Origin of the sequence: Streptomyces sp. NPDC051776, assembly GCF_040681345.1 — a bacterium.
In the GTDB taxonomy this organism is placed as follows: Bacteria; Actinomycetota; Actinomycetes; order Streptomycetales; family Streptomycetaceae; genus Streptomyces.
In genome coordinates, this window is record NZ_JBFAYQ010000006.1 from 165,751 (window position 1) to 177,513 (window position 11,763).

11 protein-coding genes and 3 pseudogenes are annotated in these 11,763 nt (G+C 73.7%); 7 read left to right on the forward strand and 7 right to left on the reverse strand.

Features of this window, described 5'->3' with window-relative positions; all coding sequences use genetic code 11:
• Positions 1-2: 2 nt before the first annotated feature.
• The 4 genes from AB0M26_RS07940 to AB0M26_RS07955 all read right to left on the reverse strand — a co-directional run bounded on the left by AB0M26_RS07940 (position 3) and on the right by AB0M26_RS07955 (position 3,711).
• Positions 3-689, reverse strand: coding sequence for a response regulator transcription factor (locus AB0M26_RS07940; protein ID WP_365256259.1), 687 nt, complete (start codon positions 687-689; stop codon positions 3-5).
• On the reverse strand, positions 686-2,242 hold the full coding sequence (locus tag AB0M26_RS07945; RefSeq protein WP_365256262.1) for a histidine kinase: 1,557 nt from the start codon (positions 2,240-2,242) through the stop codon (positions 686-688). The genes AB0M26_RS07940 and AB0M26_RS07945 overlap by 4 nt, the downstream gene beginning before the upstream one ends.
• A gap of 342 nt (positions 2,243-2,584) precedes the next feature.
• Positions 2,585-2,863, reverse strand: coding sequence for a hypothetical protein (locus tag AB0M26_RS07950; protein WP_365256265.1), 279 nt, complete (start codon positions 2,861-2,863; stop codon positions 2,585-2,587).
• Positions 2,864-2,925: 62 nt separating this feature from the next.
• Positions 2,926-3,711 carry a PspA/IM30 family protein gene (locus tag AB0M26_RS07955; RefSeq protein WP_365256392.1) on the reverse strand — a complete coding sequence of 262 codons (786 nt, stop codon included), beginning with the start codon at positions 3,709-3,711 and terminating at the stop codon, positions 2,926-2,928.
• A 266-nt stretch (positions 3,712-3,977) separates the two neighbouring features.
• Between AB0M26_RS07955 and AB0M26_RS07960 the strand changes: the two genes are divergently transcribed.
• Together AB0M26_RS07960 and AB0M26_RS07965 are read left to right on the forward strand one after the other, a co-directional pair.
• The gene (locus AB0M26_RS07960) at positions 3,978-4,574 is read left to right on the forward strand and encodes a DUF3043 domain-containing protein (RefSeq protein ID WP_365256268.1); all 597 of its coding nucleotides are present in this window, start codon (positions 3,978-3,980) and stop codon (positions 4,572-4,574) included.
• A gap of 38 nt (positions 4,575-4,612) precedes the next feature.
• Entirely contained in the window at positions 4,613-5,443 is an 831-nt protein-coding gene (locus AB0M26_RS07965) for a methyltransferase domain-containing protein (protein WP_365256395.1), read from the forward strand.
• Between the two features lie 154 nt (positions 5,444-5,597).
• Here AB0M26_RS07965 and AB0M26_RS07970 read toward each other — a convergent pair whose 3' ends face one another.
• The gene (locus AB0M26_RS07970; RefSeq protein WP_365256271.1) at positions 5,598-5,834 is read right to left on the reverse strand and encodes a hypothetical protein; all 237 of its coding nucleotides are present in this window, start codon (positions 5,832-5,834) and stop codon (positions 5,598-5,600) included.
• Between the two features lie 136 nt (positions 5,835-5,970).
• Here AB0M26_RS07970 and AB0M26_RS07975 point away from each other — a divergent pair, with 136 nt between their 5' ends.
• The 3 genes and pseudogenes from AB0M26_RS07975 to AB0M26_RS07985 all read left to right on the forward strand — a co-directional run.
• Positions 5,971-7,176: a bifunctional adenosylcobinamide kinase/adenosylcobinamide-phosphate guanylyltransferase gene (locus AB0M26_RS07975; RefSeq protein ID WP_365256274.1), complete on the forward strand. Its 1,206-nt coding sequence runs from the start codon at positions 5,971-5,973 to the stop codon at positions 7,174-7,176.
• Between the two features lie 141 nt (positions 7,177-7,317).
• Positions 7,318-8,406 (forward strand): nicotinate-nucleotide--dimethylbenzimidazole phosphoribosyltransferase, encoded by a 1,089-nt coding sequence (cobT, locus tag AB0M26_RS07980; protein WP_365256276.1) that lies wholly within the window; start codon positions 7,318-7,320, stop codon positions 8,404-8,406.
• A gap of 494 nt (positions 8,407-8,900) precedes the next feature.
• Positions 8,901-9,146, forward strand: a pseudogene (locus tag AB0M26_RS07985) (hypothetical protein); the annotation flags it as partial.
• Positions 9,147-9,172: 26 nt separating this feature from the next.
• On the opposite strand, the pseudogene AB0M26_RS07990 reads toward AB0M26_RS07985, so the two are convergent.
• Positions 9,173-9,271: pseudogene (locus AB0M26_RS07990) on the reverse strand (bifunctional ornithine acetyltransferase/N-acetylglutamate synthase); the annotation flags it as partial.
• 3 nt (positions 9,272-9,274) lie between these two features.
• Here AB0M26_RS07990 and AB0M26_RS07995 point away from each other — a divergent pair.
• Positions 9,275-9,595: pseudogene (locus AB0M26_RS07995) on the forward strand (hypothetical protein); the annotation flags it as partial.
• A gap of 77 nt (positions 9,596-9,672) precedes the next feature.
• Here AB0M26_RS07995 and AB0M26_RS08000 read toward each other — a convergent pair.
• Positions 9,673-10,410 carry a hypothetical protein gene (locus AB0M26_RS08000; RefSeq protein WP_365256279.1) on the reverse strand — a complete coding sequence of 246 codons (738 nt, stop codon included), beginning with the start codon at positions 10,408-10,410 and terminating at the stop codon, positions 9,673-9,675.
• Between the two features lie 170 nt (positions 10,411-10,580).
• On the opposite strand from AB0M26_RS08000, the gene AB0M26_RS08005 reads away from it, so the two are divergent.
• On the forward strand, positions 10,581-11,429 hold the full coding sequence (locus AB0M26_RS08005) for an adenosylcobinamide-GDP ribazoletransferase (protein WP_365256282.1): 849 nt from the start codon (positions 10,581-10,583) through the stop codon (positions 11,427-11,429).
• The last annotated feature ends 334 nt before the right edge of the window (positions 11,430-11,763 follow it).

The window sequence follows — 11,763 nt, forward strand, 5'->3', positions numbered from 1 at the left end:
CGTCAGTCGGCCCTCGGGCGGACCAGCCCGGTCTCGTAGGCGATCACCACGAGCTGGGCGCGGTCGCGGGCACCGAGTTTGGCCATCGCCCGGTTCACATGCGTCTTCACGGTCAGCGGGCTCACGACCAGTCGCTCGGCGATCTCGTCGTTGGAGAGCCCGCCCGCGACGAGGACGAGGACCTCGCGCTCGCGCCCGGTCAGTGCCGCAAGACGCTCGGCGCCGCCGCCCCGCTCCTCGCCGGGGTCCGAACCATCGGGCTGCGCCAGGAACTTGGCGATCAGCCCCTTGGTGGCTGCCGGCGAGAGCAGGGCCTCGCCCGCGGCCGCGACACGGATGGCCGAGAGCATCTCCTCCGGCTCCGCGCCCTTGCCGAGGAAGCCCGAGGCTCCGGCGCGCAGCGACTTCACCACGTACTCGTCGACCTCGAACGTCGTCAGCATCACCACTCGGACGCCGTCGAGCGCCGGGTCCGAGCTGATCTCCCGGGTGGCAGCCATGCCGTCCGTGCCGGGCATGCGGATGTCCATGAGGACGACGTCCGCTCCGCGTTCGCGCACCACTCGTACCGCCTCGGCCCCGTCGGAAGCCTCTCCCACGACCTCCATGTCGGGTTCGGAGTCGACGAGGATGCGGAACGCGCTGCGCAGCAGCGCCTGGTCGTCCGCGAGCACCACCCGGATCGTCACATGGCCCCCTTCCGCACGGCCTCCCCGGCCTGCGTGTCCCTGAGCGGCAAGCGTACGTGGACGCGGAATCCGCCCCCGTAGCGCGGGCCGGTCTCGCACACGCCGCCCAGAACGGCCGCCCGTTCCCGCATGCCCAGGAGGCCGTGGCCGCCGCCCGTGCCGAGGTCGGCCTCCGCTCCGTCCGCGCTCATCACGTCGGGCGCGGAGCGGCCGCCCACCGTACGGTCCGGGGTCGGGCGGTCCGCCGTCGTCCGGCCCGGGGCCGGGCTCTTCGGGTTCGGGCTTCTCGGGGCCGGGCTCTTCGGATTCGGGCTTCTCGGGGCCGGGCTCTTCGGGTTCGCGCTCGTCGGGTTCACCCCGCCCGCGCGGGTCTCGGCCCGGCCGGACCGCTCCGGCTTGGCCCCCGGTGCCGTGCTCTGCGCCAGCGCCCCGGCTCCGTCGTCCAGGACCGTGATCTCCAGGGACTGGCGGGCCCGGGCGATACGGACGACCGCGCGCACCGATTCGCCCGCGTGCTTGTGGGTGTTGGTGAGGGCCTCCTGCACCACCCGGTACGCCGTCAGATCGACACCCTTCGGCAGGTCGCCGATGACTTCGGCCGCATCCTCGGCCCGGCGACTGTGCCACGGCTGCCGGCCGACGGTCGAGGACACCTCGACGTCGACCGGCAGTCCGGCGAGCGCGAAGGAGTCGATGAGCTGGTCGAGGAGGCCGAGCCCCGGGGCGGGTTCGGTGGGGGCCTCGGGGTCGCCGAACTGGCGCAACAGCCCGACCGTGGCGCGCAGTTCATTCAGCGCGGAGCGGCTGGCCTCCCGTACGTGCGCCAGTGCCTCCTTGGCCTGGTCGGGGCGGTTGTCCATGACGTGGGCCGCGACCCCGGCCTGCACGTTGACCAGCGCGATGTGGTGGGCCACGACATCGTGCAGCTCGCGGGCGATCCGCATGCGCTCCTCGGCGACGCGACGGCGGGCCTCCTCCTCGCGGGTCCGCTCCGCGCGCTCGGCGCGCTCCCGGATGGCGTCGACGAACGCGCGGCGGCTGCGGACGGCGTCGCCCGCGGCCGCCGCCATACCCGTCCAGGCGAAGATCCCGACGTTCTGCTGGACGTACCAGGGCCGAGCACCGAAGAGCATGGCGGTGGCCGTGAGCCCCACCGCCGTGAGCAGCCCGACCCGCCAGGTCGTGGAGCGGTCGGTCCTGGACGCCACGGTGTAGACGGCGACGGCAGCCGTGATGGCCACGGGCGAGGTGTCGTCACCGCGGACCACCACCAGCTCGGCCAGGGACAGCACGCCGGTGACGGCGAGGACCCGGTGCGGCATACGGCGGCGCAGCACGAGCGCACCGGAGGCGAGCACGGCGAGGACGACACTCGCCGCCTGGGGGCTGCGCTCCCCGTACTGCCGGCCGTGAGGGCCGTGCGGCTCGGTCACCATGCCGACGAGGATGAGCGCGAGGACGACCGCGGCCACGGCGGCGTCGAGGGCCAGCGGGTGGGCCCGCAGCCAGCGCTGGGGACGGGCCAGGCCTTGTCCGACGGCGAGGGAGGTCACGAGAGGCAACGGTAAGCGGTGCCCGGGTCGGCCCGACAGCGGGCGTGGGTGCTCGGGCCCCCGCCGGAGGGCGGAGGGCGGCAGGGGCGTTCAACTCGCCGCCCGTACGACCCGGTTGATCCGCCGCGAGCGTGTGCCCTCGTCTCCGCCGCCCCGCGAGGCGGCGACGGCCCGCGAGGCGGCGACGGCCCGTCCCCCTTCAGGAGGCCGGGCCATCGAGTGTGCTGCTGTGCGCTTGCCCCTGTGTGCGGGCTCGCAGGGGCGTGTGTTCGAGGACGTGGGCCCGTGCGTACGAGGTCGGCAGGGGTGCGCGGAGGTCGGACCGGCCGGAAGGACCATCCGTCAGCCGGGGATCAGCCCGTCCTCGCTGAGCGTCTCCCTGACCTCCTCCAGCGTGGCGTCCGGAGCCGGAAGGATCAGTTCGGACGGTTCGAGGGAGTCGTCGGGAAGTGGCTCGCCGAGCTCGCGGACCTCGTTGAGCAGCGCGGTCAGGGTCCGCCGGAAGCCCGCCTCGTCGCCGCTCTCCATCTCGGCGAGCAGTTCGTCGTCCAGCTTGTTGAGCTCGGCGAAGTGACGGTCCGCCAGCTCCACCTGGCCCTCTCCCATGATCCGCACGATCATGACGACCTCCAGATACGTCCGGTGCGCGATGACGCCCGGCCACGGCTCGCGGGGCGGGGGGCCTAGCTCTTGTCGAACCTGGGCCGTTCCTCGGACTGCTGCGGCGCCGCCTGCTGCTCCTTGGAACCTCCCTCAATAGCCTGCTGCGAACCGCTGCCGCCCGCCAGCTCGGCCTTCATCCGCTGCAGCTCCAGCTCGACGTCCGTACCGCCCGAGAGGCGGTCCAGCTCGGCCGCGATGTCGTCCTTGGCCATCCCGCTGGGGTCGTCGAGCGCGCCGGAGGCGAGCAGCTCGTCGATTGCGCCCGCGCGCGCCTGCAGCTGGGCGGTCTTGTCCTCGGCCCGCTGGATCGCCATGCCGACGTCGCCCATCTCCTCGGAAATGCCGGAGAAGGCCTCACCGATGCGGGTCTGCGCCTGCGCCGCGGTGTAGGTGGCTTTGATCGTCTCCTTCTTGGTGCGGAAGGCGTCCACCTTGGCCTGGAGCCGCTGCGCCGCCAGCGTCAGCTTCTCCTCCTCGCCCGTCAGCGTCTGGTGCTGCGTCTCGAGGTCGGTGACCTGCTGCTGAAGCGCGGCCCGCCGGGAGAGGGCCTCGCGTGCCAGGTCCTCGCGGCCCAGGGCGAGCGCCTTGCGGCCCTGGTCCTCGAGCTTTGCGGACTGTCCCTGGAGCTGCCCGAGCTGGAGCTCGAGCCGCTTGCGGGAGGTGGCCACGTCCGCCACGCCCCGGCGGACCTTCTGAAGCAGTTCGAGCTGCTTCTGGTACGAGTAGTCGAGGGTCTCGCGCGGGTCCTCGGCCCGGTCCAGGGCTTTGTTGGCCTTCGCGCGGAAGATCATCCCCATCCGCTTCATGACACCGCTCATGGGCCTCGCGCGCCCCCTTCTTCCGGGCTCGGACTGCAGCACGTCTCTAGACCCAACAGTACGGGTCCTGCCTCTATTACCGCACTGTTCCGCCCCCGATGCGCTCCTCCTGCAGGACGATCACGCCACTGTCGTCTCCGGCGCAAGGAGTAGGTGGGGCGGGGATGCGACCGCCGTAAGTCACCCGTGCCGTTGCCGGATCGTGCCCGTGGGGCCTGTGGGTCCCGGCGGCGGAACCCGTACCCTTGGGCTTTGTGTTCCGAAGCCGTTCCAAGGATGAGCAGGCCGCCGTCACCAGAATGACCGCGGACCAGCCGCAGCAGCCCCGTGACCCGCAGGCACCCAAGGGTCGCCCCACCCCCAAGCGCAGCGAGGCGCAGTCCCAGCGGCGGAGCCTGGCGTCGACGCCGGCCGGCCGCAAGGACTCCGCCAAGCGCACCCGCGAGGCGCGCCGGGCCGACCTGGCCCGCCAGCGCGAGGCGCTGGCCAGCGGCGACGAGCGCTATCTACCGGTCCGGGACAAGGGTCCGGTCAGGCGCTTCGCCCGAGACTTCGTCGACTCGCGCTTCGCGGTCGCCGAGTTCTTCCTGCCACTCGCCGTGCTCATCCTGGTGCTGAGCATGCTGCCCTCGCCGGCCATCAAGAACATCTCGCTGCTCCTGTGGTTGGGCGTCATCGTGATGATCGTCATCGACTCGATCGGCGTCGCCTTCCGCCTGAAGAAGCAGCTCCGCACCCGCTTCCCGAACGAGAACCTGCGCGGCGCCGTGCCGTACGCGCTGATGCGCACCCTGCAGATGCGCCGACTGCGCCTGCCGAAGCCGCAGGTCAAGCGCGGAGAGCGGCCCTGAGCGCTCCGCCCGCCCCCAGCGAGGCCGCGGCCGGCGGGCTGGAGGATCTGTCCGACCCGGACGCCGCCGTCCAGCACGAGCTGGTGGCCCGCCAGCTCGACGAGCAGATAGCGGGCCGCTTCTCGGTGGGGCAACGGCTGCGCGTCCTCGACGTGGGGCTCGGCCCGGGGGCACCGGAGCCGGCGACCCGGGGCGGTTCGCAGGCGCTGCGCCTGGCTCGCGCGGGCCACAGGATCACGGTTCTGGAGTCCGATCCGCGGACCCTCGGCATGCTCCGCGCCGCCTTGGTGACGGAGCCCGAGGGCATACGGGAGCGGGTGCGGTTCATCGAGGGAGCCGGCCGCGACACGGGCGTCCACTTTCTGCCGGGCAGCTTCGACGTCGTGCTGTGCCACGGCGTCCTGATGTACATAGCGGAGCCCGACGCGATGCTGGCGGGTCTGGCCCGCGTGCTCGCCCCCGGCGGGCTGCTGTCGCTGCTGGTGCGCAACGCGGACGCGCTGGCCATGCGGCCCGGAATCGCGGGGGACTGGGCGGGCGCCCTGAGCGCGTTCGACTCCCCCGTATCCACCGGCCTCGGCGGTCTGAAGCTGCGGGCCGACCGGCTCGGCGCCCTCACCGCCACTCTCGCCGGGATCGGCGCGCCGCTGCATGCCTGGTACGGGATACGGGTCTTCACCGGCGCCGCCGGGGACGGCGAACGGCCGCCGCACGTCTTCGCCGGCCCGGTCGGGGACGGCGAACGGCCGCCGCACGCGCCGCCCGCCGCAGGACTCCAGGCGCGGCTCGCCGCGGAGGAGCGGGCCGGGCGCACCGATCCGTACCGCGCCGTGGCTGCGCTGCTGCATCTGTGCGGCGTACGGGGCTGAGCGCGGCGTACGGGTCGGGCCCCCGAGCGAGGGCGCGGCCGCAACGGCGGCCGCGCCATGACCCCTCAGCACGCGGTGGACGGCACGACTCACCGCCCGATGGGCGGCAGACCCACCGCCCGATGGACGGCAGGACCCACCGCCCGATGGACGGTCAGATCTCGGAGGTCTCCGGCTCCTGCGGCGCCTCCTCCGCGTGCAGGCTCATCGGGCCGTAGACCTTGGTGCCGTCCTCGAAGAGCGTCACCCGGTCCGCACCGCCGTCCGCCAAGTCCTTCCACACCTCGCCGATCCAGGACTCCGCGTCCCCCTGGGTGCTGAACTCCTCGGGCTCGACCGCGGGCACGGTCTCGGTGCCGTCGGCTTTCTCGAACCGCCACGTCCACGCCATGTGCGCCTCCCTGCGTCCCTCTGAGTCCCTCCGGATGCATGCCTGACGCAGCCTAACGGGCCGGACGGGGCTGCCGCCGGGACGTACCGGGGTGCCCCGGCGCGCCCGGTGCGCACCGACGCGAGACGATCGGGGCGTGGAACTCACTCTGCTCGGGACCGGAACGCCCGGCGGGCTGCCCCGCCCCGGCTGCCCGTGCGCGGCTTGCGCCATGGCGGTCGGCGACGAGGCGCGGGCACCGACCGCGCTCCTCGTGGACGGCTCACTGCTGCTCGATCTCACACCGGGCGCCGCGCTGGCCGCCGCCCGCGCCGGGCAGACCCTGACCGGCGTACGGCAGGTGCTGCTGTCCCACCCGCACAACGGGCCGGCAGTCGAGGCACCGGCCGGTCTGCCGGCGCCGGAGCGCGTGCCGGACGGGCGCGAGATCACCTTGATCAGCGGGCACCGGGTGCAGGCCGTCGCCGTGGACGTGCCGGGCACGGGCTACGCGGTGACGTGCCCCGACGGCGACCGGCTGCTCTATCTGCCACCGGCGGCGGCGTCCGCGGGCCGGTCCGAGGGCCACGATCCGTACGACCTGGCCGTCCTCGACGTCACCGGGCGGCCCGACGCGCTGGCCCGGCTGCGCGCGGCGGGTGCGGTCGCGGCGACCACCGACGTGGTCTCGGTCCACCTCGACCACGGCGTGCCGCCGGGGGCCGAGCTGCACCGCAGGCTGGCGGCGGCGGGAGCGCGGGCCGTACCGGACGGGGAGACGCTGGTGGCCGGCGACTTCCACGCCGTCCCCGACCTTCCGCGCCGCACACTGGTCCTCGGGGGCGCCCGTTCGGGCAAGTCGGTCGAGGCGGAGCGCCGCCTGGAGTCGTTCCCGGACGTGGTGTACGTGGCGACGGGCGGCTCGCGGGAGGGCGACGGCGACTGGGCGGAGCGGGTCGCTCTGCACCGCGAGCGCCGCCCCGGTTCCTGGCGCACCGTCGAGACCTGCGACCTGGTCCCGCTCCTGGCCGAGGAGGGGCCGCCGCTGCTCATCGACTGTCTGGCGCTCTGGCTGACGGACGCGATGGACCGGGCCGGGGCGTGGGACGACGAGCGGTGGGCCTCCGGCGTGGCGCGGCGCGAACTGCACGAGCGGACGGACGCGCTGGCGAAGGCGGTACGGAGCACACGGCGCAGGCTCGTCGCCGTAACGAACGAAGTGGGCTCCGGGGTGCACCCGGCCACCTCCGCCGGACGGCGGTTCCGCGACGAACTCGGGCGCCTGAACGCGGCGTTCGGGGCCGAGTGCGAACATCTCGTGCTCGTCGTGGCGGGCCAGCCGTTCCCGCTCCGTCCGCGCTGACGCCGGCGGCGCGAGCACGGCGAGCACGGCGGCCGACGGATCGTCACACGGACGGAGAGATGCAGGAGTCGGGGCGCTCGGGCCGGCCGCGGGCGCACCCGGCCCGGCGTCGGCCCGTTCGGCGACGGTAGGGTTCAGCACGTGAGCGGCCTGAATCTCGACGACTTCGGCAATCTGATCGAACGACCCGACGGCGGGGTGCGGCGGGACGCCGAGGAGCGGCGCGAGCGCCTGGTCGTGCGCCCGGGTGCCCTGGGACGCCTGGACGAGCTGGGCGACTGGCTGTCCGCCGCACAGAGCGCGGTGCCGGTGAAGCCGGTCGAGCAGCCTCGCGTCGTCCTGTTCGCCGGTGACCACGGGGTCGCCGGTCTCGGGGTCTCCGCCCGCCCGGCCGGGACCGCCGGGGACCTCGTGCGCTCGGTACTGGCCGGGGCGAGCCCCGTGGCCGTACTGGCCCGCCGGTTCGGGGTCGCCGTCCGTGTGGTGGACATGGCCGTGGACTGTGATCCGGACGAGCTGCCCGAGGACGTCGTACGGCACCGCGTCCGCCGGAGCTCCGGCCGCATCGACATCGAGGACGCCCTCACCGCCGAGGAGGCGGAGCAGGCGGTGCGCGCCGGTATGGCGGTGGCGGACGAGGAGGCGGACTCGGGCACCGACCTCGTCGTGCTCGGCGATCTGAGCATCGGCGGAACCACCGTCGCGGGCGCGCTGATCGCCGCACTCTGCGGCACCGACGCCTCGGTCGTCACCGGCCGGGGCGGGGGCGGGATCGACGATCTGGCATGGATGCGCAAGTGCGCCGCGATCCGCGACGCGCTGCGCCGGGCCCGCCCTGTGCTGGGCGATCAGCTCGAACTGCTGGCCGCGACGGGCGGTGCCGACATCGCCGCGACGACGGGCTTCCTGCTGCAGTGCGCGGTGCGCCGCACGCCTGTGATCCTCGACGGTGTGGTGTCCGCGGCCTGCGCGCTGGTCGCGCAGCGCGTGGCGTTCCGGGCACCGGACTGGTGGCTGGCGGGCCAGGCGAGCGGCGAACCGGGCCAGGCGAAGGCTCTCGACCGGATGGCACTCAACCCGTTGCTCGACCACGGCGTCACTGTGGGCGAGGGAACGGGGGCGCTGCTCGCTCTGCCACTCGTGCAGGCGGCGGCCTCCCTGGCGGCGGAACTGCCCGAGCACGCGGAGGCGGGCACGGACGGAGCGCCGCAGGAGTCCGAGCTCGACTGACCTGCGCCGCGGGCGGACCGGCCCGCGGTACGAGCGGAACGGCTGGGCGGACGCGGACCCGCGCCTGTGAGGGCGCGGCCGCGCCGCCGGCCACCCGGCTTCTCCCCATCGCCGATTCCATACGGTCGTTCGTCAGGTGTTCGTCAGGGGGAGAAGTCCACGTGCATCCCAACCACGCGGAATGTGCTGTTCGTTACGCACCGCACGGAGCCGAGCCGTCCACCTGGTCCACGCGCGAGCGCGGCGGCGCCTGGTGCGACACCGCGTCCCTGCCCCGGAACACGGGAGCCGGTGCCCCGGGCCTCCCTGGCCCCGGGCGCGGGGTGCAGTGGTGGGTCGAGAACGAGAGCGGCTCGGGCTCCCCCGCGGACGATGCGAGGGCGGCGGCATGGCCGGCGAGACGGGCGGTTACGGGCTCCCGGGCCGGTGCGCAGCTCCTACGCGCGGTCCGCGCCGAGTGGGACACGATCCAACGCCCGGTGCGCGAGGCGTTCGTGACCGGGCGGCCGTTCGTCGTCGGCGCGATCCCGCTGGCCGTGGCGGCCGCGTGCCTGACGGCGCTGTTCCAGCTCGTACAGTCGCAGCCGTGGGGCTTCCAGCCGGTCCAGGACATCGGTGCCGTCCGGGCCGAACTGCCGTGGTGGCTCGCCGTTCTGCGCACTCCGCTGTCGCTCTTCGTCCCCGCGCCCGATCTCCCCGTCTGGGGCGCGCTCGCCCAGGTCCTCATCGTCTTCGGCATCGGCTGCGAGTGTGAGGTGGTCGCGGTAGCGAGCTTGCCGATGGCCATCGCCACACGGCCCCAGTTCGGGTCACTGCCATGCACAGCGGCCTTCACCAGAGGGGAGTTGACCACGCTCTTACCGACCGCCAGATCTGCCTCGGGTGGCGCCGGACACTGGCGGTGGCTCTTCTGGCGACGGCGGCCGGGACGATGTACGCGCGGTACGGCGTGGCTGCCGGACCGAACGGCTTCCTCGGCCTGCCCGCCTCCGAGGGGTTCGTCACGGACACCGGTCCCTCGGCCGCCGTCGTGGGACTCGCGGTCCATCTGGCGTGGTATCTCCGGGCCTGGATCACGGGCGGCGTCGTGGTCACCGCCATGGTCGTCGAGGTGATCGTCAAGCCCAATCTGGCGGGCAAGGAGCATCTGGCAGCCATGGCCGCGGTCCTGGTGCTGTGCGCAGCGCAGTCGGCGTACCGGGCCCGGCGCGTCCGCGGTCCGCAGCACATGACCCGTCAACGCCCGCTGCTCCGGCGGCCGCTGCGTCAGCGGCTGGGGGCGCCCGCCACCAGATCCTGGAAGCGACGGCTCAGCCTGTCCCACCGCTTGTCGTGGCGGTACGCCCGGATCCGCGACCGGGCTCTGGCCCGCGGGCGGCTCCTGTAGAACCGCTTGGCCCAGGGTGACGTGGGCCGGGCGAGGCGTACGGCGCCGACGAGGGCGAAGTACGGGATGAACACGCCGATGACGGCAAGCCTCAGCTTCCCCTTCACCAGGGCGATCACGGCGACGCAGAAGTTGAGTCCCATGTTCGCGACGACGGTCAAGCGGTCCTGCGCCTCCTCGTCGGTCAAGCCGTTGACGCCGAACGGGACGAAGCCGAGGAGCAGGAGGCCGACGAGGGCCGCGGTGAGCACCACGGCCTCGACGCTCTGCCGTCCCTGCTGGGTCCAGTAGACGTCGGCGAGGTGCAGCACGAGCGCGAACTCGTCGAGGACGAGCCCCACGCCGATGCCGAAGAGGACCGCGGAGAGCCCGCTGCCGAACCCGTGGCCGTAACCGCCGATCGCCCCGAATCCGCCGATGACGGTGAGGATGACGCCGGGGACGACGTGGTGGATGTGGACCCCGCCCGGCGTGAGATTGCGGAAGGGCCCCTTCCCCGCCCTGATCATCCGCGTGATGGAGCGGGTGATCAGAAAGGTGACGACGAACGACGTGAGGGCGAGGAAGAGGGGCAGCTTGCCGGGTTCGACAATGTTGCGCTCCCACAAACCCGCCATGACATCCGCTTCCCCACGCCGAACCGACCCTTATGTGCTGCATCTACTGCTCTGCTCCGCTTTGCTCTAGAGGGCAATGTACTGCGCGCGGCCCCGTGCGGCCTGCGGGGCGGAAGGGCGGGCGGGCTCGCCGCACGGTGCCGCTCACGGGGCGGGATAGCCTGCGCGCGATGAGCGACACGACCCCGGAACCCGTCGCGTCCGGCCCGCCGGAGCCGCACGACGGCGCGGACCCCGCCTCCCCCGTCACGGCGGGCGAGGGCCTGCGCTTCGCCTTCGGCACCCTGACGGTCTTCCGCGTGACGGCGGCCCGCTGGGACCGGGCGGCCGCGCGGGCCGGAATGCTGTGCGCACCGGTGGCCGGTGCGGCCGTCGGGCTCTGCGCGGCCGTCGCGGCCGGGCTGTTGCACGCCCTGGGCGGCGGGCCGTTGCTCGCCGCGGTGGCGGCGGTGGCCGGACCGGCGGTGCTCACGCGGGGCCTGCACCTGGACGGTCTGGCCGACACCGCCGACGGGCTCGGCAGCGGCAGGCCGGCCGACGACGCCCTGCGCATCATGAAGCAGTCGGACATCGGGCCGTTCGGTGTCATCACCCTGGTCCTCGTCCTGCTGGCCCAGGTCGCGGCCCTGTACGAGCTGTTCGGGAAGGGTGCCGCGCAGGGCGTCCTCGCGGTTGTCGTCGCCGCGGTCGCGGCGCGGCTGGCGCTCACCCTCGCTTCGCGCGCCGGGGTCCCGGCCGCACGCCCCGGCGGGCTGGGCGCCGCGGTCGCGGGCACGGTCCCGTCGGGGAACGCCGCGCTCGCGGCGGGCGTCTGTGTGGCGGCGTGCGCGGCAGCGGGCACCGCCCTCGGACCGTGCAGCGCCGTGCGGCATGCGGTGGCCGTGCTGATCGCGCTCGCCACGGCCGAACTCCTGCTCCGCCACTGCAGGCGCCGCCTCGGGGGCGTGACCGGTGATGTGTTCGGCGCACTCGCCGAGACGGCGGCCACGGCCGCCCTGCTCGCGCTGGCTGTCGCCTGACGCGGACTCCGCGCGGCACGCCACCCGCACAAGGACGCACCACACTCACTCAAGGACCACCACGCACAGCACGCAGCAGGCACAGCAAGCACCACGCACCAGCATGCACCCACGCACAGCATGCACCCACGCACAGCACTGGCCACGAACAGGCAGGCACCACGCACACCACGCCCCCACCACCAGCACGCACCCGCCCCCCCCACACGCCACCAACAGCTCGCACCCGCCCACCACACGCCATCCGGAGCGCCGGAACTTCCACACCGCAAACGCACGTTCGGGATGTGACGCCCATGACGGCACAAGTCCCGTACGGGGCGCGCGGTCACCC

Excerpts from the sequence above, each read along its gene's own strand:
- AB0M26_RS07970 (WP_365256271.1), bottom strand. The coding sequence starts at position 5,834 with ATGGCGTGGACGTGGCGGTTCGAGAAAGCCGACGGCACCGAGACCGTG.
- AB0M26_RS07955 (WP_365256392.1), bottom strand. The coding sequence starts at position 3,711 with ATGAAGCGGATGGGGATGATCTTCCGCGCGAAGGCCAACAAAGCCCTG.
- AB0M26_RS08005 (WP_365256282.1), top strand. The coding sequence starts at position 10,581 with ATGAGCGACACGACCCCGGAACCCGTCGCGTCCGGCCCGCCGGAGCCG.
- AB0M26_RS07950 (WP_365256265.1), bottom strand. The coding sequence starts at position 2,863 with ATGATCGTGCGGATCATGGGAGAGGGCCAGGTGGAGCTGGCGGACCGT.
- AB0M26_RS08000 (WP_365256279.1), bottom strand. The coding sequence starts at position 10,410 with ATGGCGGGTTTGTGGGAGCGCAACATTGTCGAACCCGGCAAGCTGCCC.